We start from the raw sequence: 23,564 nt of genomic DNA, 5'->3' as shown, positions 1-23,564 counted from the left end.
ATAGAGTTCTTATAAACTGCTAGCCATACAAGGCATTTAGTACATCCCCGTAACGAGCCAAAACCACCCTGCGTTTTATTTTCAAGGTTGGCGTTAACATCCCGTTTTCGGTGGTAAAATCTTCGGCAACCAGCGCAAACTTTCTAATTTTCTCGAAGGCTTTGAAAACAGCAGCATGCGCAGCGATTTCTTTTTCAAAGAGTTGCCTAACTTCATCTTGCTCGAGCAGCTCACTGCCACCCGACACAACAAGTCCCTGCTTTTTTGCCCAGTCGCACACCGCTCCCAGATCTGCCACGATAAGCGCAACGTTGTAGGGTCGGTTCTCACCGTACACCATAGCGTTAAGAATATAGGGCGAAAGTTTTAGTTCCTCTTCAAGCGGTCCAGGGGAAACATATTTACCGTTCTCAAGCTTGTACTGCTCTTTGATACGCCCAGTGAGATACAAAAAGCCATCTTCATCAAGATAACCCATGTCACCACTTCGAAAGCCGCCATCTTTTGTAAATACTTTAGCGTTTTCTTCATCGAGCCCATAATAGCCCTGCATCACGCAGTGGCCATGAATCACGACTTCACCCTGACCCTCATCGGAGACTTTTGAACTATCAATAGTAATGCTTACGCCCGGAACGGCTTGGCCAACTGAGCCGATTTTTCGTGCGCCCGGTCGATTTGCAGTTGCTACCGGCGAAGTTTCTGTCAATCCATAACCTTCATAAACCGTGATGCCCAGATTATCGATAAACTCGGCCACTTCTTTGGAAATCGCCGCACCACCGCTAAACGCGTAGCGCAACTGCCCGCCGAAGCGTTCGCGTACTTTGCTAAATACCACACGATCAAAGAAGCGATGCGCGCTATCAAGCACCATGCTGCTCCGTCCGTCTTGGGCGAGTTTTTTTCGTGCCACTTCGTTCTCAATGGCCAGCTCAAAAAGTCGTTTTTTAATCCACTTCTCGTTTTCGAGTTTTTTGTGCAAAGCCGCATAAATCCGATTGAAAATACGAGGCACACTAAAGAGCAAGGTCGGCTTAACTTCCCCTAGATTGGTCACGATTTGATCAACGCTTTCGGCAATGCCCATCGATGCGCCCTGAGCAAACAGACTATGCAATTCGACCGTTTGACCAAAAGCATGAGCCCAGGGCAGAAACGACAGAGAACGATCGCTTTCGGAGACAGGAAAAACTTCAATGCATGCACTGACATTGCAAGCAATATTGCGATGCGACAGCATCACTCCTTTTGGTGTTCCGGTCGTGCCCGAAGTGTAAATAAAAGTACAACTTTCCTCAGGATCAACTCTTAACATCGCATGCGTTTTATTTTTGCCTTCCAAAAGAAAACTATCAAACTCAACGCAACCGCTAACATCCGCACAAGAGTTAAGGCACACCACACACTTTAAGTCCGGAAGCTCAGAACGAAAACCCGCTACGGCCTCAGCAATTTTATGATTGGCTACGAAGACAGCCTTGGCAGCGCAATTTTTTAAAATGTATTTCCAATCTTTAGCCAACTGCGTTTCATACATCGGGACAAACACGCCCCCAAATCCATAAGTCGCGTATGCAGCAGCAGCCCACTCCGGTCGGTTGTTGCTAATACATGCAACACGATCACCTCTCTCTAGCCCTCGCTCACACAGCGCTGAACGCAACATCTCCACCGTGCCATGAAAACTGTCATAGCTCATCCAATGCCACTGACCTTCTTGCTTGATTCCAAACAACGGTCGGGATCCGAAACGCGACGTGGCCTCTCGGTAAATGCTCAACATGTCCACAAAGCGCGCGCGTTTTTCAAAGCTCATAATGCGATTATACAGATAGCAGCGAATGCATAGAAATTAGCTGTTTAATGCCAAACCTGGCATTAAATGTATAAAAAACATGCCAATTCTGGCATGTTGGGGCACTAACGCCTAGCAGTGAGTCAAACTAGGCGCAGTACAGGCAACGGGCTATGGTCATCTCCGTGCTGTTCTTTCTTGCGATAGCTGCCCTGCTCACATCAGCTCTCTCTGCCGTGCTCGGTATGGGCGGAGGCTTGACCCTTGTGGGGGTAATGACTGTTTTATTACCGGCCAAGGATGTCGTTCCCCTGCATGGAGCCGTACAGCTCATTTCAAACTTCACGCGTGTCATGGTTTTCCTTAGACACGTTTATTGGAAAATCTTCTTTATCTACGCGCCTAGTCTTATTCCTGGCATTACCCTTGCCGCCTATCTATGGTCTGGAAGCAAACTCGACGGACTCAAACCCTTTATTGGGCTTTTTATTTTGGCGTTCTTGTACTGGCGTCATCACAAACGAAAGTTCAAACAACTTAAGCTGTGGGTCTTTGTTCCGGTAGCCCTCATTACCGGATTTCTGGCCATTTTTGTCGGCGCCATCGGTCCTTTTTTGGCGCCTTTCTTCTTGCGCGATGACTTGGAGAAAGAACAAATCATCGCAACAAAAGCCATTTGCCAAATGTGGACCCACATCTTCAAGATTCCAGCATTCCTAGCTTTTGGCTTTCCTTATCAAGACCATGTGCCTCTTCTTCTAACGCTGGTCGCATGCGTGATGATGGGCACCCTCTTAGGAAAACGTCTGCTAAGTAGAATCCCTCAGCATGTGTTTATCCGATTGTTTGAAGGTGTCTTAGGCGTCTTAGCACTCTATTTAGTTGGGGACTGGCTTGCAGCCCTACTGTAGGGATATAGCGACAAGCGTTCTTGACGATAGCAAATCTCACTCTCCCAGGGATGGGCGCCTTGCATACGCAGGTGCGCCTCAAAGACCACTTCTTTATTCGGATAGGCCACTTCAACCATGCGCGCTACCTCACCCACATCACCGTTGGGTTTCTGCGTGTACGAACCGGGCATGATGAAGCGGTTACCGGTGCTGGCGCCCACATCAACATCGCTAATGACGGGCGCATAGAGTTCTTGCCCTCGTTCTTTGCCATACTGCCAGACTTGATGGACGGTGCCGCCAAGCCCTGAAATGCTTGGTCTGATTTCATATTCGACACCTCGGCTGTAACCGATAAAAAGGAAATCTCCCATGTCGCGGTTGGTGCCGTTATCAAACACAAAGAGATGGCTATTGGGGAGAATCAAAGGCGCATGCTGTCCAAAAGACCATTCAAATTCATCGGTGGCATAAACAGCATTCTGGATGTCATCAACATAGGGCACGCCTTGCTCGTCCACAGCGCTAAGTAAATAGGGTGCGAGATCCATCCCATTACCTTGCGCGCCGGCTTTGTTCCATCCCACATGTGGCGCCAAGATCCATACCAAGTGTTTGTTCTTGTTGACCTGATCGCCCGCCTCACCACCGCGCGTTATTTTTGCCAGCCCCTGGTGCTTGCCTGAAATTACAATGCTGTCGTCGTCAGCAGAATAGATCATGGAATTCAGATGGAGCCAATCGCTGTCGTTATCCGCTCCGGTAAGGTCGTCACGATCCACGTCCAAAAACTCAGAAAGATTCCATAGGTTTACGATTTGTCCTGTATCTCTTTTCACCTCAAGCACATGATCATTGATGGCCGGAATCATCTCACCATCGTCCAAAATGCTCGCTTCACTATTCGTCACCGTCACTAAGAAATTTCCGCTTGGCATCTCAAAAATATCGTGATGCTGTTTATAGCGAATCGGCAAAACCCATCGCTCCACCTCACGCCCCAACATGTTGTACTCGTAGATCACATTGGAAATACCCAAAATCCAATTGCCATTTTTCAGGCGTTCCACTGGCGTGATGAATCCGGGAGAGATCGCCCGATCGAGTAGCAGCAGCCAGCGCAACACACCCTGATGATCATAGATCAGAGGACGAGCGAGGTGTTCGGTAGCTAGGCCATAAAAGGCCGCCATGTTAAAGCCGGGCTCCATTTTGCTTTCGTCTTTGCGCTCGATGCTAATACTGGGCAACGATACGTCGATGGCTGCAGGTCGCACTCTGAGTTGTGTGCTAAAAGTCGCATCGGCAGTCACAATGGAAACATCGATTGCATTTACAACGTCAGGGACCAATCCCAACAGAGGCACACCAATCTCGGATTCGCTTAGCAAATCCGGATCAAGATAGTCACGTGCATAATGTTCATCGTTATAGTCTAGCACCACTGAAAACGCATGTTCCGGGTCCAAAAAGGAAATATGCACCTCATCGATCTGTTCTTGAGAAAGACGTGCATCGCTAATCACCAACATCGCGGAAAGAGGCGCTACTCCATAGGGATCAACAATAAGCCTTTGATCGTGCTGTTCAATGGAAAATACCTGATCCGGACCCGCACCATCTTTTCCTCCAGCATCGACACTGTCTTCGGTAGATTTTGCTTCACGACTTCCTGAACATCCCGAAAAGAAACAAGCACTCATCAGTAACGAAAACAAAAAAACTGTGAATCGTTTCATCGTCTTTATCTCCACGCTTGATAGGGATCCATACGTTCGGCCCGGTAGATGGAAAGTTCAGTATTTGGATAGTTATCAAGAATAGTGCGCTCAAAGCTTAGCGTATGGAGCTCTTCGTCCGTGCTTGGATCAATTTCAGTGATCAACGCTCCTTTGGGACCACTTCCGTACGCATCAGCCCATTGCCCCAGCAAAATCGAGGAACCCAAAGCACCAAACACGATCAGACGATGACCATTCGCAAGTTCATCCACATCGCTGACAATCGGACTAAAGCCGTACCAGTCGGCTTCGACTGAAAGCCGGTATTGCCAGACTTGTTTTACCGTTCCGCCAAAACCATCGCTGCTATCGGGCGTAACCTCGTATTCCACCGCACGACTGTAAGACCCAGAGCTCATCGGCGCTCCAAAATTGCGATTCAAGCCGTTGTCGAAAAGAAAAAGATGGCCATTTTCTAAGACCATCGCCGCATGGGGACGAAAGGGATAAGCAAAATCGGCATGGTCTTTTAAACCAAGCAATTCGCTCTCCGAGCTGATCGCGTCGGACTTTTCATCCAAAGGCTGTAGCAGAAACTCTTGATAAGCAAACTCAAAGCCCGAATAGTTTTGCGCAGGTTTACCATTGATCGGGTAGCGCAGCTGACTGTAGGCGGCTGATTTTTCGTTGTCCGTTAGAAAATCCCCAGTCCAGGTACTTGGATCGTCGGCTGTGTATCCAGCCTCTAAGCTATCGCTTTGGCCATTGTGGTCCACATCATCGATGAAGTTGATCAGCTGCGGCGCCAAAAGCCAGTGTAGACCGCCGCTTCGGTAGAGCTTTGCCACACCGATACGCTGCGATGTGACAAGCAAGGCATCATCGTTGGGATCATAAAACACGGCGTTGTTGTGAATCGGATCGTCGCTGCGCTGCAGCGGGTTCTCGTTTGCCGTATCACCACCTGTTTGTGTCATTGGTGTACCCGCAAGCACATCGGCAACGTCAGGTAAAACGTCTTTCAGATCCCATAAACCTTCAAGGCTGCTTTTATCCGGATTGACCTCAATAAGAAAATCTTCTGTATAAGCACCGTCTTGTTCATCCACAGGAAGAATCAAATTGCCATTTGGTTTTTTGACGATGTCATGATGAATCCCAGTAAAGCCGTGCTCGGCAATGTCAACGCTTTGTCGCTCTTTGCCTAGCAAATCATAGACAAAGACTTTGCTCTTAGCGTCACTGGTGTAAATCAAGCCATCGATGATCTCCATGGGCGCTAGGTTGGCTTGCGCAAAACTTGAATACCAACGCGCCTCACCCTTGCTATCAACCAACAGGCCCACCGTCTCAAGACGCGCTGCCGGGGTGCGGTACCACAACACAAAGGTCATCTCTTGTGCATTGTGTTCGCCCGTTGCGGTAATCTCCGGAAAATCCTCAGGTAGGGCTTCCGTTTGAACCGTAAAATGCTCTTCTCCTACGCTCGTTTCTTCTGCAAAAAACCGAAGCGTCACATGATTTTCTCGACCCGCAAAAAGACCGATCACGGGAAGCTCCCAGTTTTGTTCTGCTGGAACATCAAATTGAGTACTCCAAGAATCCCGACCCTCAGCTTCAATGCTTAGCTCAACGCTCAAGAAACGGTCTGCGCTCAGCGTCACCACCGCCGCCATGGGCGCATTGCCGTAAGGATCAAGTCTCAGCTCGCCTATGCGATAAGCCTTATCTCCTGAGTCGTTACACGACAAAAGTGAGATCAAAGCAAAGACGATGACAATAGCGCGCATGCCCAGCTTTAGCATGCTGGAAAAAGGGAGCAAAGCGACACCAAAACCCTCACTTTTACATCGTAAAACAGGGCTCCTCAGCCACAACTCAACGCTTTACTCTTCGGGCTTTTCCGCTGGACCCAGGCTGCGCACTACTTGAACCATGGCTTGCACGCCTTCGGCCCCAATTTGCTTTTCAAAGGAAGGCATAAGGTTGCGGCCTTTTGCAATGACAGTCGCGATCTCTTCATCGCTGCGTGCCATTTGCCATTCGCTTGAACTGAGATCCGCCATCACCACAGAAGGTGGACGCTCAGGGCCATCAGCTTGTCCTTTGGGACCATGGCAACGTGAACAGCTTATGGTCCATATCGCCGCTGCAGCCTGCAGTTCGGATGGCATTTCAGCCTCCTGCGGAGTGCGGCTGGGATCGGTGGGCGGCTGGCCATGATCTTGTGGGCTCCATTCCCGAACTTCATCGCCTTTTCGACCGCAAGCCAACGCACTCAGCAACAAGGTAAGAACAATGAAGATACGTAACATGATTTACTTCGCCGCTCCGGGATCACAAACTAGACTTTGAGCCCAAAATGCTTTGTTTGAATCGCCTTCAATATAACTTACCAGAGCAAAACCATCCGCGGTACTCTTAACAAAACTGCCCTCTTGGATCAGCCCTGAAGTTCCAGAAGCATCATCACCCAAGACCGTATAGGCTTCGCTATCGATAAGCTCGCCGGCTTTGCTAATCCGTGCAGCTTTAACAAAGCTACGTTCTTCTTCCCAAATCATGAGCCATTCCGAAGCATCCGCTGTGCGCCACACCGCACTCGGATGAATCTGCTCCACCTGATTGCTCGGGGTTGGTGCAGCCACCAAGGCTTGCGGGCTGAGTTCCAAAGCAGCAGAACCTCCCGTGGCACTGAGCAATCGCAGATAACTTTGAGCCTGTGCGCCGCAACCACTCCGGAAGGTCAAGCCCAGTTGTCGTTCTCCATCGCCAGCCTCACCCCAAGCCAAACCAACATCACCGAGACGGCCACCATCAGTAGTCCCCTCCTTGTAAAGAGGCCCATACGCTTTGATGACGGGGATGTTGTTGGTCGCAGAATCAAAGGTCTTAACAACGCGATAGATATAAATACCAAGTTCCCTGATTTCGTTGTAGCCAGCATAGGCTACGATCCAGGTACTGGGATTTGAATTGGTGAAGGCAAGTATGGCCGGAGGAGAAAGACGATCTGTTGTGCCATTGCCAACATAAATCTGCGTGGAACTATCCTGTCGGGCGTAGATATATGTTGAATTCGGCTGTTGACGCTCCGCAAGCCCAGTGATCAAACTGGCTTCGTTTGTGCTCTGACAACTATCGTTTTGTGGATCAGGCGCACGGTTTTGGTACATGACAAGAACATCACCACCCACGGCGGATGCCGCAGGTTGACTAACCGGTGGAAGTGGCACATTCGTTCCGCTAAAGCCCAGATAACCAGGATAATAAGACAAGCTCGTATCGTTGTCCAAAAGCACTCCTGGAACCAGGCCGTAGGAATAGTTTCCAATCGTCGAAAACACACTAAGTGCCATGAAGGAGTCACTACCCATACGTGTAATGGCTGTGGGTGTTCGGATGATCGAATTGTTGGTCGTAGTATTACCTTCGATCACCTGTCCAAAACGGCTTGTTGTCTCGTCTAAGTGTGCCGAAAAGGCAAAACCGAGACGACTGATGATGCCCCCATTCATGTCTTTTTTGTTTGATGTATAGACAATCCCCACAGGATCAGTCTCATCGCCAGTGGCGTATCGTGCATCCTCAGCTTCTTCATCGCCAGCGAGGGCTGCAAGCATCACCGGGTCAGGCAAGGCGTACGCACCTTCATCGATCAGTTCATCGCAATCGTTATCCGCGGCATCGCAGCTTTCGGCTAGGCCTGGTGCGTTGTTGGGATTGGTATCGTCGCAATCGCCTTCAACGCCTTCAGGAGCACACTCCGCCGCTGGAGCGCCATCTTTATCGGCATCCAGAGGAAGAATCGCACAAACGCCAGCGTTCGGATCGCAAGCCCATGCGCTGCAGTCATCTCCTGTAGGCTGGAGCGTATTAAGGTCGTCGCAAAAGTCTGGTGATTTATCAAGGCAGCCCTGCGGATCAAGACCATTACTGAGCCCCATCAAACTGCAAGCACTAAGGCAAGGTAGCAATGCGAGGAGTAGATACTTTTTCATAACGCCCCCTTAAGACTAAGGCCTGCGCTTTGGGCTGAAAACCACGGAGTCACTGAAGCGGCCTCGGCGCTCATCATGCGTTCTTTTCGTTTGCTGCCGCCCTCCCAGTCCGTAAGAATAAACAGCACCACACTGCTTGCCGCAAAAGCTGCAGCCCCAACAAAAAACACGTCCGCCATCAAAGCCGTGTTATCAATGTCAGATTTTTCGTTTGTGCGTGACAAGCGTGGATCAATATTATCGGCGTCGCTTTTTAAAGACAGCGCTTGAAGCCCAAAAAAAGTACCTACGCCAGCGCTGATTAACGTCGCGCCCAGGGCTCCCCAGAAAAAGGCTGGCGAAAGCCCGCCAGAGTCCTCCTCGTGAGTCACTGTCGTCGTAAGCTTATGCCGAGGAGCCTCATCGGACTGAGCTGGGGTGCCGCTTATGCTTTGCTTAAGCTCCACGCTTACGCTCAAGGTTTGCCGTCCAGCAGCTTGAATTTCGCGCCGCGCCGGCAAATAACCGTCACGCCTGACTTCGAGCACATGCCGTCCAGCTGGCAGTAGCACTGTGCCTGGGGCTACGCCGATTTTTCGATCGCCAATCCACACATCACCTTGCAGGTTGGACTGAACTTCGACTCGGGCGAGCAGGTTTTGCAAGGAACGCATCGTTGCTTCCACTGCGGGACGATCGGGATCATCTGGCGCTGCAATCGCAAGAAACTTTTCATAGTACTCCACTGCGCGATCGTAACGAAACAAGGTTTCTTGGCATTGCGCGATGTTGTAGAGGGTGTTGGGACGTTGATAAAGAGCATAAGAGGCTTCAAATTCGGCAGTTGCTCCTTCGCAGTTTCCACTGCGCGCAAGGGCGACACCTTGCTTGAAGCGTGTCCTTGCTTCGTCTTTGCCAGGATCACTTGTCTCTGCGCTTTGAGCGAAAGCCAACGAGACCTGCAGTCCCATGACCACTACGCTCACGCCATACTTGAATAGCCCACGTCCTACCAATCTTCGCATAGCCCCTACCTTTTTATCTAGGCCACTAAGCAAAGCGGTCTAGAAGTCGTCGCGAAAGCGATCGTTACTCTTTGGAGTGATAACCGATGGAGCCTTCGGTGTCGATTTTTCACGCTTGATCTCAAGTTTTTGAGCTGCCGGAACGGCTTTTTTGGAATGCGTCTTTGAGTTTCGTTCCATCGAAAAGGAGAAAACCTGATTTTCCCTAAACGAGATATCACGAACAATGTCCTCGTAACCGCTCTTGGATATGCGCAGAGGGACTGCTTTGTCGGCATAGGGAAAGGATGCGCTCATCGGGTTGCTGTATTCGCGGCCTGCCACAAAAATTCGAGCCGAGCTCGGCTTGACCTGTATTTCAAGCTCGACCTCACTCGGATGAGTTGGGGCCTGAGGAGCTTCGGCGGATTTGTCTTCAGCGGCGGATTGCTCAACAAGCTTAGCCTCGGCCGCTACGGGCTGCGCTTGATCTGCGCCCATGGAGCTTTGCTCGTCTGTGGACTTATCACCTTTTAGGAAAAAGGCAGCAGCGCCCATTACAACCAGTGCAACAACGACGGATGCAATAAGGACTTTCTTTTTGCCTGATCCAGCGTCGCCCAATCCTGGAATCGACCGAATGTGAGACACCGTCTCCAGGCCAAGCCCAGATTTGATTTTGGGGCGTTTTGACTCACGAGGAACAATAGGATGCGACAGAGAAGTCGGCGCTTGAGGATAAACACTGGGCGCGACGTTCACCTGTGCAAAAGGCACAAGTGCCTGCGCAAATCTGCTGCGCTAGCGTAACGATCGGCAGGATCTTTGGTAAGCGCTTTGCGAATGACAGCATCCAATGCTTCGGGGATGTCTTGGCGTAGATCGGTCAAAAACTCAGCCTCGGTCGTCATCACCTGAACCATGAGCGATGGCAATGTGTCCCCGTCAAAAGGCACACGGCCTGCAAGTGCTAGATAGGAAATGACACCGAGCGCATAAATATCGGTGCGATGATCGGTTGTCGCTAAGCCTTGAGCTTGCTCCGGAGACATATAATGAGGCGTCCCCATCATCACACCCGTGCGCGTCAGGCTCTTTTGCACACTGTCTTTATGTTCTTTGACTTTGGAAATGCCAAAATCAAGCACTTTAACAAAATCGGGATTGCCGTGTTTGGTTACCAAGAAGATATTTTCGGGTTTTAAATCACGGTGCACGATGCCCTTGGCATGCGCTGCAGAAAGTGCGTTGCACACCTGCTGAATGATGCGCACCGTACGTCCCACGGGAAGCGGACCTTCATCTTCGATGAGGCCTGCAAACTCACGACCTTCGAGCATCTCCATCACAATAAAAGGGGAGCCATCGGGAAGTTGGCCCATGTCCGTGACATCAATGATGTGCTCGTTGCCCACCATGGTCGCGGCGCGAGCCTCACGCTTGAAACGCTCCACAACCTCTGGGTTTTTCGCGAACTCGGGCAACAGGCATTTCACCGCGACATGACGCCCGATCAGGGTGTGTTCAGCTTCGTAGACATCGCCCATGCCGCCTTCGCCCAGCTTGCGAACAATGCGATAGCGGTCTTGCAAGATAGTTCCAATCTTGGGATCGTTATCAATCACTGGCTTGATATTTGAAGCCTCAGACACCACAGCTAGTTAGTTTAGCAAAAGCTAGGAGTCCCTGACACCCTTTTTACCAAACAAAACGCACTGAAGCTAAGTATACGAGAAAAAAGGCCATTTTTTGTAGGCCCGTGTGCTCCAAGAACGCAGCATCCACACCGGCAACGACGTTTTGGCTTGGCTATTTTGAGTTTGTGTTGCCGCGAGTTGTTTGATTATTGACAGCTCTCGGCTGAATAAATGCGTCCAAACACTCCCGTCGAATCGCCGTCTTGGTCTTCACTTTGCCAGCTCACCACAAAACTTCCATCCTCAAAGGCTGCAACTTTGGGCCTGCTTTGGCTATCGGTGGTCGTTTGGTTCACCAATATTTCATCGGTCTCGGGAACAATCGTAGCAGGATCGCTAAGATAGAATACCCGATAGTAAACACCCATCGACGAGCCGTCTTGTCCATCGCTTTCCCATACGATGACAAAGCGTGTGCCGCCTAACGAAGCAAGCCGACCGCCGCCTCGAAGCGTGCTTAGGCCTTGGTAGCCCGATAGCGTTTGGTTGACTCGAAGCTCATCACTGGTTGCTAGTCCGGAGTTACTAAAAACACGCAGATAGACATCGGTATCCGGATCTGTGCCTGAATGCCATGCCACAATGAAGTGACCATTTTCTAAACCGACCACCGAGCTATAGTGTTGATGGAAGGTAGTGCTCTGCGCCGCGCGAAACTCGCTGCCCACAGCATCACCTGCGGCACTGATGACCTGGCCGTACACACCGTAACCCGAAGAGTCCTGCAGATTACTGTGCCACGTCACCACATAACCTCCGTTGTCCAACGCCGCGACTGCAGGGATGTTTTGGATATCGGTGGTGTAAGTATTAACCTGAAACTCGTCTTTGATGAGTGAGCCACTATCAGCAATAATACGGGAATAAATCCCTCGATCGTCGCCGTCCTGGCCATAGCTATACCAAACAAAAGCAAGACGATCGCCTAAACTTGCAACAGCAGGATCGCCTTGTATATTTGTTGCATAGTCATTGAGCTTAAACTCGCTCAGCAGTTGAGCCGAACTATTAAACATTTGTGCAATGGCTGCATCGTTTGCTTCACTATCAAACTGGCTGGTTTTCATCACGCTGATAATTCGACCATTGCCAGCATAAGTCACACCCGGGGCATACTGATTTCCGTTGGTGTAACCATTGACCTGGAACTCGCCACCAATCGTGCTCCCACTTTTAGAAAAACGCTGGGCAAAGACTCCATCGCCAGCCCCATCGAGATCGTCACGATCAACCCACAGCGCAATGAACTCAGTGTCCTTTGCCGCAACCACGGCATCATCTTGTGTGCCCGCAGTCGTGGTATTAATCTGAAACTCATTCCCGGCTTGAAAGCTCACGCAAGGTGGGTTGTAGACATCGGAATCGACATCCACACTACCGTCCGTCGAAGATCCATCGAGTGTATCGCTATCGGCGGCATCTGCGCTTGAGGCATCGTTTGAAGCCAGCAATTGTGCATCAAACGAATTGCATCGCATGCAAAGTCCTACGAGTAGGACCCACCCATACCTTTGCAGTCTCATAGGTTGAGTTTAGCAGAAGGGAAAAAAAACGGTACAAAGAGCTCAAAACCGCAAAGCACAACAAAATGGGACGGAAGCATCGCAAAATTTGGTGGCATAGCCTTATTGCCCCCTTGCGGACTCAAAAGGGCCTGCCCTGCTCGGTAAAAGGTAAGTATTACTGAGGCTTTTTTCAAACGGGGCTTGAAGTTTGCTTCGTTTCCTGAAAACGTTGCGAAGTTATTTTCCGCGAGGTTTAGACGATGAAAACATTCACACTCTTAATAGCTCTTGGCTGTATGGCCTGTGCGAGCTACCCGGCACCGACAGAAAAGATGGTGTCTTCCGAGGCCCAGATTCGTGCTGCGCGCGAAGTTGGGGTTCAGCAAAACCCTCAAGCTGGGCTTCATTTGCAGCTGGCTGAGGAACAACTGGAAAAAGCAAAGGCTCTCATGGCTGACGATGAAAACGAAATGGCCGAATACATGCTAATGCGCGCCGATGCGGACGCGCAACTTGCACTTGCTCTGGCACGCGAAACCGAAGCCAAAAACCGCGCTGAAGAAGCCTTGGACCAAATCCGTAGCCTCCAAACCAAGACTGCCAACTAGAGGGAAAACACTATGAAAAAGACACTTCTTCTTATAACCCTTATCGCTCTCCTCATCGGTTGTGGTGCAGCTACTCCGCCTAAAGAGCTTGTCGATGCACGCGATGCACTCACTGAAGCCAACAACGGCCCAGCAGCGCGTCACAATCCAGCAAAACTGCACATTGCCGAACAAGCTCTCAAGCAAGCCGAGTGGTCTTTTGAAGACGACGGCGATACCGAGCGAACGCGCACCTTATCGTATGTCGCTCTAAGGCAGGCCCAACTTGCCAATGCCGAGGCACGCGCCATCATTGCTTCGGATCGTTCCGAGCAAGCCCAAGAAACGGCCCAGAAGCGCACCATTGGGGAACTGCAAAAAACGCGTGAACAGCTTGCCAAAGAGCGCCAGCAGCTTGCAGCAGAAAAGCAAGCCCGCATCGCTGCTGAACAGCGCGCCAAAGAGGCTATTGAGCGTCTCAAAGAAAGCTTAGCTCGCATTGGTAAAGTCCAAGAGGAAAAGCGCGGCACAGTCATTACTTTGAGCGGCAGCGTGCTTTTCAAATCGGGTGAATCGACCTTGATGGAATCAGCCCAAGATAAAATCGAAGAAGTGGCCAAAGCGATCATCGCATCCAATCGCAAAGTAGTGGTGGAAGGTCACACCGACTCACGTGGTAAGGCTGACTTCAACCAACAGCTATCTGAGGCCCGTGCTCAAGCAGTACTTGGTTACTTGGTACGTAAAGGCGTGCCGCCCGAGGACATTCGCGCTGTAGGCGTTGGAGCATCCCGTCCAATTGCGGACAACAAAACAGCTGAAGGCCGTGCAAACAACCGCCGGGTTGAGATCATCCTAGGCGAAGAAAAAGAAGCTATCTAAAGCAGATCAGCAGACAGAAGTGGCATTAAAACCACTTAAAAGAAGACAAAGCTGGCATGGTTCTTAGAAAAACATGCCAGCTTTTTCGTTTAAGGAACTCCGTGAGCACTGGGAAAATGTGGCTAGTGTATGGGAGTAAAGCATTCAACGTTTTGCTCCCATGGGATGCCTAGAAGGTCTTGAACACTCCCAATCGTTAACCTTTGCCTCAACGTTCTAAGATTATTGATTGCGTTTTGTCTTGCGTCGATTTCGCTAAGACCAAAACCAAAAGCAAACAGCATACCCTGTTCCGGATCACCGAAAATCCAGCTCTCTTCACCGCCCGCATTTGTTAGACGCGTAAAATAGTCTGCGAGTAAATTATTGCCGCCAACGTTGCGATCCGTTGTTGAATTCCAGGCCATGCATACATGAGGCCAGTCATCCAATTTTTCAACCGCAAATCGTGCTTCCGCCAAATCAACCGCAACCGCTGCAGCAGCCTCACGCGATCCAGCGTAAACCCCGCCCGTGCTGCCATCGCTTCCAGGTAGAAAAGTAGTATCGTTTGCTGCCGTGGCCGCCGCAAATGCACCATCGCGCAAAGAACGCCCCACAAGATAGATCGTTCCGCCAACCAGACCACCGACGACAATGATCGCACCTACGACCATAAGACTTGGGCCACCTGCTTTGGTTACCGGATCGGGGAGCGGTACGGATGTCACAGCAGCACCAATCGTCAGCATGGACAAACCAAAAGCTACCGATGGGCTTTTGATCAGATCGCTTATGGTCTGCGAGAAACCAGACTCCGAAGTACGCGCCACAAACAACGGATAACCCGAAGCGAACGTATTCCCATTGATCGAGTAAAAACCCGAATCCATGTAACCCATCTCTGGATCTTTGTTAACCTCGTCTTCAAGCCACAACTGATAGCCCAACTTTGCAAGTTGCACTTGGCCATTGCGGTACTCCAAACGTCCGAAGTCGAAATATTGCGCTAAAACATACTCAACTTGCGTCTGGGGATTGATCGCACTTTGCTCAGGATCCGAGTATGGTCTGTAAAACACCTCGCTTACGGGCTCTCCCAAGCCTAAGGCAGCACCTTGTCCAAGGGCGAAATTAGCAAACTCGTGACGCACACCGTCGCTAACATTGCAAAGCTTAGCTTGAATGCATTCGCTCGATTCGACGCTTCCATCGTCAATAAATGAATCGGTCTGGGCCAATCGTCTACCAATCATCACATTCGAAATCTCATAGGAGGCAGTATCAACGATAAGTTTTTTGTATTCTGTGTATTGAACAACTTTGGGGCCATCACTGTAGGCGCGATACATAGGCCCTGCCACGGCCTGACCGACTGATTGTGAATCAAACGACTGAGCTAAATACAGATCGAGCTGATCTTTCACTCGTGTTTTATAGGGCTCAGCAAGCTGATCGATATTCTCTTCATAGCTTCCCTCTCCAACGTACTTGGCTTCAATCGTGTAGTATTCAAAACCGGTGGATGCTCCGCTGGCTGATGCAAAATCATCATCCGGGGCTGCCGAGCAAGCAGAAAGCAGGACGGCATTGAAACAAAGTGTCGTTGAAAGACTGCTATTCAGGGCAGCAAAGATCAGTTTTTTTATACGCATTGTTCACTACACCTATCGCTACACGAACGGTAGCTAGTGCCCAAAAACTGCGAAAACCATGCCAAATGACATCGCTGACTTAAGCATCAAAAACACGCCGTAATTGCAAGGGGTGGAGCATTGCACTGGTACAAGTCCCTCACCATGTCATCCGCAGACACCAGCTGGATGACAAAGAGTCCCTCCTACCCGAGCTTACAACAATCCCTAACTCAATACATGACTTGCGCCATGGTTTCGGAGCCACTGCGTTGCTGTCTCGATGTCGCGATAGAGCGGACGATCACCCTTCAAGCCTTGTACATGCTCCCGCAGTGATTCATGCGCTTTGCTCACACCTCGACCAGCTTTGAGTGGTTTGCGCAAATCAAGACCTTGAGCTGCAACCAATGCTTCGATCGCCAACACTTTTTGCGTGTGCTCAAGCACTTGAGCAAACTTGCGTGCAGAAATGCTGCCCATCGAAACATGATCTTCTTTGCCTGCTGAGGAAGGAATCGAATCGACACTGGCTGGATGGCAAAGCACTTTGTTTTCACTAACAAGAGAAGCAGCTGCCACTTGCGCAATCATGAAGCCGGATTCCAGTCCTACCTTGCCGGCCAAAAAAGCCGGCAGCCCGCTGCCGAGGGCAGGATTCACGAGTTGCTCGATGCGTCTTTCGCTGATGTTGGCAAGTTCTGCTACCGCCATGCAAGCGGTATCAAAAGCCAGGGCCAAGGGCTGCCCATGGAAATTTCCGCCGCTGATGGCGTCGCCCTGTCCTTTCTCGTCGATGAAGATAAGGGGGTTATCGGTGGCAGAGTTTATCTCGCGCTCGGTCACAGCACATGCGTAGCTCAAAGCATCACGGCTTGCACCGTGCACTTGCGGCATACAGCGAAACGAATAAGGGTCTTGCACTTTGTCACAATCGCGATGGCTTTCCATGATTTCACTTGATTCAAGCAAAGCGCGCAGATGCGCTGCTGAGCATATCTGTCCTGGATGCGGCCTTACGTCATGCAAGCGTGGATCAAAAGGACGTTTTGATCCGCGATACGCTTCCAGCGACATCGCGCCCACAACGTCTGCAGAATCGAGCAGAACGAGCGCATCCGCGAGCGCGAGACCTCCCAATGCAGCCATCATCTGCGTGCCGTTTATGAGCGCAAGGCCTTCCTTCGCTTGTAGCTCGATCGCTTCTAGACCGGTACGAGCCAGCGCCTCTTTGGCTGACAAGCGCTTGCCGTTGAGCATCGCTTCGCCCTCGCCCATGAGTACTAAAGCAAGATGAGCAAGCGGCGCTAGATCACCACTTGCTCCCACCGAACCCTGAGCCGGAATGCAAGGCAGCAGATCGTTGGCGTAGAGCTGCACCAAAAGTTCAATTACTTTGGCGCGCACACCCGATACACCCATGCATAGGGTATGAGCTCTTAGCGCCAACATCACGCGCACCACTTCGGCTGAAAGCAGAGGCCCAACCCCGCAAGCATGGCTTCGAATAAGGTTGCGCTGAAGCGTTTTTAAGTCACCGGCTGATATCGCTGTTTCGGCCAGTGCACCAAAGCCGGTGTTGATGCCATACACTGGATGATCGTTGTCAGCGGCTACCTTTTCGACAAAAGCCCTCGAACTTCTAACTTTTTCTAGACAGTCTGAGGGAAGCCGGAGGACAGCCTTTTGCTTGGCTACAGCATTAAGGTCCTGCAAGGTCCAGGTCGCGTTAAGATCAAGTGTTTGGCTCATGAATAAAACCTCGTTATACTGGCGTTCATCTATGCCTATTTTAGTTTTGATTGTTCTGTGTTTGCTGTCGTGTCAAAAAAAGGAAGAAGCTCCGGAAAAACCCAAAACTGAACTTGGGCTTCTTGAGCTCGCACCGTCCAAACACTACCAGGACACGGCCCCGGCAAGTAGTCCTGAATTGGATGTCACTCAGACGCCAGATCTGGCCAAAATACCTAAAGGCAGCGCGCTAAAAATCGCTGTTCATCCATTGGTCAATTATGCCGATCTTTACGGCGTTTTGGAGCAGACTCAAAAGCAGCACACGCAACAGCTTTTTTTCGCTGTGCGTAGCCCCAAGGATCCGCCTACGCGAGGCTGGCTCAGGATAAGCGATTTTAGTGTGGTGGGTAGCGTTCCGGTTAAGCTTGCTATTGCGGAGGAACAAAAACTACCGTGGACCTCTTTTACCGAGCATTGGGGATCGCTCTATGAGATTTGCCGTGCCGAGAGTCAGGACTGCACTCCGCAGCTTGAAAAACCCTCCCAAGAAGGCAGCCTCCAAGTCGAGCTGTCACTAAGCCATCAAGGTGTACGCGTTAATTTTCAACAAGTTGATCCTCCAGCCGAGCAAAGTTCTCAGCGTGTGCAAGTGATGGACTTTGATCCAAACTCAAACGAAGAAAGCCAAGTTAAGACATTGGTTACAAAAAAAGCCGCTCAGGATATTGGAACGGAAGCATGGTTTACCTTCCGTCCCAAAACTGTCATGGATGAAGCTTCTGCGCTCACTGAAGTAGTCAGCCGAGGCTGCGGAAAACAGCGATGTACCGTACGCATCAAAGCAGATCCTTCAGTCCCCGCGATCCGGCTATTAAGCACACTTGGTGCCGCATTTCCGGATGGCAGCAACCAAGCCATGTTTGCTTTTGTTAAGCCTTAGTCGAAAATAGATGGCTCAATACAATCGCATAGGACCCTACAACGAGTTTGAGACCCTCACGCTCAAGAACGATGACTATGTTTTTGTTTTGTCCGGTGCCGGAGTCAGTGTAGAAAGTGGTTTGGCTACTTTCCGGGATGGCGATGGACTTTGGGAAAAACACCGCATCGAAGATGTGGCTACGCCCGAGGCATGGCGGCGTGACCCTGAGTTGGTCTGGCGCTTTTACTCAGCCAGACGCAAGCAAGCATCCCAAGTCGAGCCCAATGCAGCCCACCGGGCCCTGGCTCAAATGGAAGAAGCCTTGCAAGAACGTTTTTTACTTTGCACACAAAACGTAGACAACTTACACGAACGTGCAGGAAATAAACGCGTGCTTCACATGCATGGCGAGTTATTTATGAGCCGATGCGAGGATCCTGATTGCATGCGCGCTCCTTTTTCTGATGAAAGGTATTACGAAACAAAGCAAAGCATTGCGCGATGCGAATGCGGAGCTCGAATCCTACCTCATATCTGTTGGTTTGGCGAAGTGCCTTTTCACATGAATGCGATCATGTCAGCTCTAAACAAAGCTACCGTATTTGTTACCGTGGGAAGTTCCGGTGCTGTCTATCCAGCAGCCTCTTTCGTTAGTCATGTCAAAAACAGCAAAGGTTCCGGTCCCACGACTATCTACGTGGGACCGGAACCTCCAGATAATGCCTACGCCTTCGACCAATGCAGGCTAGGCAAAGCTACCGAAGCCATTCCCCGGCTCTTTTCGCTTCGATAGACCTTAATCTTGGATCACAGAATAGCCGTCAGCAGCCAGCATGGCTTCTGCCGGAACAGCCCATGAACGACTTGGCTCCAAAGCTTCATGGATCCATTGACCAAGATCAGACGTACTAAGCCCGTCTTGCTCATCCAATGCATCGTCATGATCACAAAGCAGTTGCCATGTCTCTTGAGCAAGCCTATCGAAGGCTTTGGCCACAGGATGTGTTGGAGCATGATCAAAAACAAGACTTTGTTTGAGTGCAGCTTGGTTGACCACTTCACTTTTTGGAATCTTGGTATCGAGCACTGGCACTTCGCTTGCTTCAAGCATCTCGGAAACCAACGCGTTGGTCACTGAAGTACGCTGATCCCATAGGTTCACCACACAAGCTAGATGACCAACGCGACCATCACGCATTTCTGCCCATGTTGAACGCAGATCTTCCAGGCCCTGAGTGCTACCCGCCAAAGCCGGCACGGGTGCTAAAGTAAGGTCCGATGCATGAAGCGCAGCTTCTGTGAAGCCACCAATATGCGGAGGACAGTCAATCACGACAACATCCGGTTTACGCTCAAGCGAGTCCAAGGCGCGTCGCACAGTTTTTAGACGCAAAGCCCATGCATAGAGCTGTCTTTCTTGTGCTGCCATTTTAAGTACGGCAGGCGCGACATCCAAGTTAGGCCGAAGCTCACGAACAAGAATGTCATCAAGTTTCAATCTGCTTTCGCGTAAAAGAACATCGCCCACACAAAAAGCTTCAGGATGAGCGTCAATACCCGCTAAAGCTGTGGCATGTCCTTGCGGATCCAAATCCAATAATAAAGTCTTTTGACCATTTCTTGCCAAAGCCGCAGCTAAGTGCGTAGAAAGTATGGTCTTACCTACACCACCTTTGATGGTTGCTATCGCGATTACCTTCATGGTCCCCTCCCAGAAACGTGTCGCTCTTCTCCCCTGTTAAGAGCATTCCGGTTTGACGGCCTGAGAAGTCAAATTTATGACGCATCTATTTCTAGCTTAGCGAAGGCCTAAATGAATTCCTTAGTGTTTTTTCCATTTTCTCTCGAATTGCGCAGCACTTCTAAACACCATTAGGGCGAGGGACAAACTCATCCATGCGCTCTTGAGCAAGAGATCTAAGACGATCCAGGCCAACTTTTTGTCCCAACGCCAACGACTCGTCTACACCAAGTCCTCGATGGCACCGAAAAAACAAAGAAAGCATCGCCCCAGCGCGCTCACCCGTACGACAGTGAACCATAAAAGGAAGATGGTTATCCTGAGCTGCAATTTCAACAAAAGCTTCTAACGAGGCTTCAGTCAACCCCTCTGGGCCATCAACAACAACGCTCACGTAGCGCAGACCAAGCTCAGCAGCATGGTTCTGTTCCGCGAGATCAAAACCTTTTTCATTTGGATCTCGTAAATTAATTATGGTTTTTATCCCCATGGCTTTGGCTTGTTCTAAATCATGCCGCGCAGGCTGACCTCCACCATAGACGTCGTCCGAAACCTTAACAAAGCTTACCCCTTCTTTGTTCAAGCTTTGCACGTCCTTTTGGGTATGATTCGAGCTTGCACACGAAACACTCGAACAAAGAAGCAATAGAAGAAAAAAGCAGCGAAAGCGCTGAATATTATTAGTCATACATCACCCAGTTGTTTTCAGATTAATTGGTAATTGAAATACATTTTTTGATTCGCATGCGGTTTAGGAAGTTTTCCCGCATCCACATTGACTTGGACACTTTGATAAAGAAGTCGAGGTGCTTGCAGCGTTTTATCACGTGCTTCACGAAACTCAATAAACTCATCTTTACTGCTGTTAAAGTTAAGCTGAATATTACTTCGTTTTTCTTCACCGATAGTGCTCTGAAAAGCAAGGGGCCTTCCTCCAGGTTGATAGTCATGGCCAACAAAGACACGCGTACTATCAGCTAAAGAATAAAGAAGTTCATGAATCGAATGATAAAGATCCTCGGCACTTCCCGCAGGAAAATCACAACGGCCTGTTCCCATGTCCGGCATAAAAAGTGCATCGCCTGTGAAGACAGCATCTTCAATCAGATAGCTCACGCATGCAGGAGTGTGTCCCGGAGTAAACAAAACCTTGAGATCCAAACTGCCGATCTTTAGGGTTTGATTATCTTTGAGTAATACATCAAACTGTCGCCCATCCGTGGGAAAATCGTCAGGAAGATCAAAAAAGTTTTTAAACAATTGTTGTACTTCAACGATGCGTTCACCAACCGCGAGTTTTGCTTCTGGGAAACATACCTTGGCTTGTTGTGACCCACTTAAATGGTCAGCATGAGCATGGGTCTCCAGAATCCATTCCACTGAGAGTTTCTGCTCGCATGCAAAATCACACAGTTGAGTTACAGATTCTGTCCAGATCTTTGATCCTATGGGGTCATAGTCGAGCACAGGATCTATCACCAGTGCTTTTTTACTGTGTTCACACCACACCACGTAACTCAAGGTCCAAGTTCGTGGATCAAAAAATTCTTGGATATTCATCGAGAGCCTCAGCTTCTAAAGCGAATTGACTACCCAGAAGGTACCCAAGACAGCAACACTCGCCAAGACAAGGTAAATGCCAAAGGAAAATATTTTTTTTAGCAAGGGAAAAATCCCAAGAAAAAAAAACAACACCAAGAGGATGGGCCAATCGATTTGTCCCCCCCAAGGAGGGACAAGCCCCAAGGTCTGCAACAATACGAAAGCTGAAAGGCAAATCATCGTTGCCGCCCAAAGCAAGGTAGTGCGCAATGCACTCACTAACGAGCCCCCTCAAGCGGCGGTTTTTGTACATACCAAGGCGCTGGGATATGAAGCATTTCTGCCATGGTTGCAGGAACACGACGTTGATCCATGCGCTCGGTCGTATGAATCGACCAAATGCCCGGCCCCCACATGACAACTGGAACATCGCGATCATAGTCCCAAGGTGTGCCATGGTTGCTACCAACGGCTCCCTCTGCATCGTTAAACACACGGCCATACTTTGGAAGCACATAGATATCGGCATCCGTGTGCTCTGGAATACTTAGTGCGACGGCGTACTCAATCAGTGAGTTTTCGTCACGACTGCCATAAATCTTCCGCACATCAAAAACCTGCTCGATCGACGGATCTTTCTCAAGGATACGGAGTACTGTCTTGGCAGCTCGATCTCGAAGCCCGCCCTGTCGAACATCATCGTTAAAGTAAATGTACGGAGGCTGAAAAGCTGCAATCCAATCGCGTTCTCCCAAGGCTGCATCCAAACCGCGCTCGAGACGCCCCTGCAAGGCTCTTGGATTAATGCGGCCCTTACGATCATCCTCGGTTTGCTTTTCCGGAGTCGGTGCGATTCCATGATCGGAAGTAAGCATAAACGCAACAGGTCCACGCTTTTCGAGCTCTTTAATAAACACCATGAGCCGCATATCAATATAGCGCAACAGCTCGAAATATTCCCACGACTCTGCACCAAAATGGTGGCTTATGACATCGGGCGAGGAAATTGAAATCGCAAGAAAATCAGCTGCTTTATCTACTCCAAGCTCTAGATTTTCTATCGAGGCCAAAGCTAAGTCCAAGAGATAGTCTACCCCTCGCGGCGTTGCGATAAGGGCTTCATATGGATTCTGAGCGTTTTTGGGATCGTGTGGGAAAGTTCGGCCAAAACCATCCCAACTATCTTCACTTGGAGCATCATCTGGCCCGTTAACCGTTTGCGCCAAAGTTGGATCTTGTACTTGCCAAATATCCAGATAGTCCTTTGCAGGATGTTGCTCTTGCCAAGTCACAAGCCACTGAGGTAGCTCATTCATATAATAGTCTGAAGTTGTAAATTCGGGATGCACCTTATTGGAATCAAACCACAACACGAGGTTTGCATTCCGGCCCCCGGCTAGCACAGCAGCATAATCTTTAAAAGAAAGAGACACGATCTGGCTTCTGCCTCCACTCGCTGCAAATAACGCATCGCCAACCGTAGGAACCATCAGTACTTTGGGACTCGAAAAACGTTTTGGATCTGAAAGCCAAGGATGCTGATGCTGGTTGACTACATTTTGAAGACTATGAGTGCGCCTGTTCCAAACAAGATTGGCAATCACTCCGCTGTGCGCAGGCGGAGCACCCGTAAAGGTCGCAGCATGACCTGGCGCCGTGAAAGTGCCTGCATGCAAATAAGCAACACGGCCCCGCCGCCGCGCGTAGTGAAAGGCTCCATTTTTAGGAAGGTAAGGTAAATATCGTTTGAGAACCCAGGACCCGAGCTGATCGATTAGCAAAACAACGACAAGCTGTGCTCGACCGGCGTCGTTGGCAACATCCTGGTTTAACTCGTAGCTCGAGCTACCAGCACGGCCATTTGTTGAAGCACAACCGGTACCTATGAAACTCAAACACAACGACAAAACGACATATAGTTTCATCGCCTAGACACTAACCCCAT

20 protein-coding genes are annotated in these 23,564 nt (G+C 50.0%); 5 read left to right on the top strand and 15 right to left on the bottom strand.

From position 1 onward, the window contains the following. Positions 1-19: 19 nt before the first annotated feature. The gene (locus IPJ88_06675; protein ID QQR91406.1) at positions 20-1,819 is read right to left on the bottom strand and encodes a long-chain fatty acid--CoA ligase; all 1,800 of its coding nucleotides are present in this window, start codon (positions 1,817-1,819) and stop codon (positions 20-22) included. 152 nt (positions 1,820-1,971) lie between these two features. Here IPJ88_06675 and IPJ88_06670 point away from each other — a divergent pair, with 152 nt between their 5' ends. Next, a complete protein-coding gene (locus IPJ88_06670) occupies positions 1,972-2,709 on the top strand; it encodes a sulfite exporter TauE/SafE family protein (protein QQR91405.1) in 738 nt (245 codons plus the stop codon). On the opposite strand, the gene IPJ88_06665 is transcribed toward IPJ88_06670, so the two are convergent. The 8 genes from IPJ88_06665 to IPJ88_06630 form a co-directional block, all read right to left on the bottom strand. After that, positions 2,673-4,430, bottom strand: coding sequence for an aryl-sulfate sulfotransferase (locus IPJ88_06665; GenBank protein QQR91404.1), 1,758 nt, complete (start codon positions 4,428-4,430; stop codon positions 2,673-2,675). The two genes, IPJ88_06670 and IPJ88_06665, sit on opposite strands and share 37 nt — an antisense overlap. A gap of 5 nt (positions 4,431-4,435) precedes the next feature. After that, the gene (locus IPJ88_06660; GenBank protein ID QQR91403.1) at positions 4,436-6,235 is read right to left on the bottom strand and encodes an aryl-sulfate sulfotransferase; all 1,800 of its coding nucleotides are present in this window, start codon (positions 6,233-6,235) and stop codon (positions 4,436-4,438) included. 63 nt (positions 6,236-6,298) lie between these two features. Then, positions 6,299-6,727 (bottom strand): cytochrome c, encoded by a 429-nt coding sequence (locus IPJ88_06655; GenBank protein QQR91402.1) that lies wholly within the window; start codon positions 6,725-6,727, stop codon positions 6,299-6,301. A 3-nt stretch (positions 6,728-6,730) separates the two neighbouring features. Then, complete coding sequence (locus IPJ88_06650) at positions 6,731-8,413, bottom strand: putative metal-binding motif-containing protein (GenBank protein QQR91401.1); 1,683 nt, start codon at positions 8,411-8,413, stop codon at positions 6,731-6,733. Beyond that, complete coding sequence (locus IPJ88_06645; protein QQR91400.1) at positions 8,410-9,417, bottom strand: PEGA domain-containing protein; 1,008 nt, start codon at positions 9,415-9,417, stop codon at positions 8,410-8,412. The genes IPJ88_06650 and IPJ88_06645 overlap by 4 nt, the downstream gene beginning before the upstream one ends. Positions 9,418-9,456: 39 nt before the next feature. Next, positions 9,457-10,047 (bottom strand): PEGA domain-containing protein, encoded by a 591-nt coding sequence (locus IPJ88_06640; protein QQR91399.1) that lies wholly within the window; start codon positions 10,045-10,047, stop codon positions 9,457-9,459. Positions 10,048-10,154: 107 nt separating this feature from the next. Next, a complete protein-coding gene (locus tag IPJ88_06635) occupies positions 10,155-11,048 on the bottom strand; it encodes a serine/threonine protein kinase (GenBank protein QQR91398.1) in 894 nt (297 codons plus the stop codon). Positions 11,049-11,239: 191 nt separating this feature from the next. Beyond that, positions 11,240-12,571, bottom strand: a complete 1,332-nt coding sequence (locus IPJ88_06630; GenBank protein ID QQR91397.1) for a hypothetical protein — start codon at positions 12,569-12,571, stop codon at positions 11,240-11,242. Between the two features lie 287 nt (positions 12,572-12,858). Between IPJ88_06630 and IPJ88_06625 the strand changes: the two genes are divergently transcribed. Both IPJ88_06625 and IPJ88_06620 read left to right on the top strand, forming a co-directional pair. Then, a complete protein-coding gene (locus IPJ88_06625) occupies positions 12,859-13,206 on the top strand; it encodes a DUF4398 domain-containing protein (protein QQR91396.1) in 348 nt (115 codons plus the stop codon). A gap of 12 nt (positions 13,207-13,218) precedes the next feature. Beyond that, a complete protein-coding gene (locus IPJ88_06620; GenBank protein QQR91395.1) occupies positions 13,219-14,067 on the top strand; it encodes an OmpA family protein in 849 nt (282 codons plus the stop codon). A gap of 122 nt (positions 14,068-14,189) precedes the next feature. Here IPJ88_06620 and IPJ88_06615 read toward each other — a convergent pair whose 3' ends face one another. After that, positions 14,190-15,701, bottom strand: coding sequence for a hypothetical protein (locus tag IPJ88_06615; GenBank protein QQR91394.1), 1,512 nt, complete (start codon positions 15,699-15,701; stop codon positions 14,190-14,192). Between the two features lie 207 nt (positions 15,702-15,908). Further along, positions 15,909-17,432, bottom strand: coding sequence for a histidine ammonia-lyase (gene hutH / locus IPJ88_06610; GenBank protein QQR91393.1), 1,524 nt, complete (start codon positions 17,430-17,432; stop codon positions 15,909-15,911). 31 nt (positions 17,433-17,463) lie between these two features. On the opposite strand from hutH, the gene IPJ88_06605 reads away from it, so the two are divergent. Then, a complete protein-coding gene (locus tag IPJ88_06605) occupies positions 17,464-18,354 on the top strand; it encodes a hypothetical protein (GenBank protein ID QQR91392.1) in 891 nt (296 codons plus the stop codon). A 10-nt stretch (positions 18,355-18,364) separates the two neighbouring features. Next, positions 18,365-19,129, top strand: a complete 765-nt coding sequence (locus tag IPJ88_06600; GenBank protein ID QQR91391.1) for an NAD-dependent deacylase — start codon at positions 18,365-18,367, stop codon at positions 19,127-19,129. Between the two features lie 3 nt (positions 19,130-19,132). On the opposite strand, the gene IPJ88_06595 is transcribed toward IPJ88_06600, so the two are convergent. The 4 genes from IPJ88_06595 to IPJ88_06580 form a co-directional block, all read right to left on the bottom strand. Then, the gene (locus IPJ88_06595; protein ID QQR91390.1) at positions 19,133-20,038 is read right to left on the bottom strand and encodes a ParA family protein; all 906 of its coding nucleotides are present in this window, start codon (positions 20,036-20,038) and stop codon (positions 19,133-19,135) included. 160 nt (positions 20,039-20,198) lie between these two features. Then, positions 20,199-20,660, bottom strand: a complete 462-nt coding sequence (locus tag IPJ88_06590) for a hypothetical protein (GenBank protein QQR91389.1) — start codon at positions 20,658-20,660, stop codon at positions 20,199-20,201. 122 nt (positions 20,661-20,782) lie between these two features. Next, the gene (locus IPJ88_06585; GenBank protein QQR91388.1) at positions 20,783-21,637 is read right to left on the bottom strand and encodes an MBL fold metallo-hydrolase; all 855 of its coding nucleotides are present in this window, start codon (positions 21,635-21,637) and stop codon (positions 20,783-20,785) included. Positions 21,638-21,897: 260 nt separating this feature from the next. Next, positions 21,898-23,544: an alkaline phosphatase family protein gene (locus tag IPJ88_06580; protein QQR91387.1), complete on the bottom strand. Its 1,647-nt coding sequence runs from the start codon at positions 23,542-23,544 to the stop codon at positions 21,898-21,900. Positions 23,545-23,564 lie beyond the last annotated feature (20 nt).

The organism is Myxococcales bacterium (assembly GCA_016699535.1).
In the GTDB taxonomy this organism is placed as follows: Bacteria; Myxococcota_A; Polyangia; order Polyangiales.
This window is presented reverse-complemented; position numbering and strand designations above follow the sequence as displayed.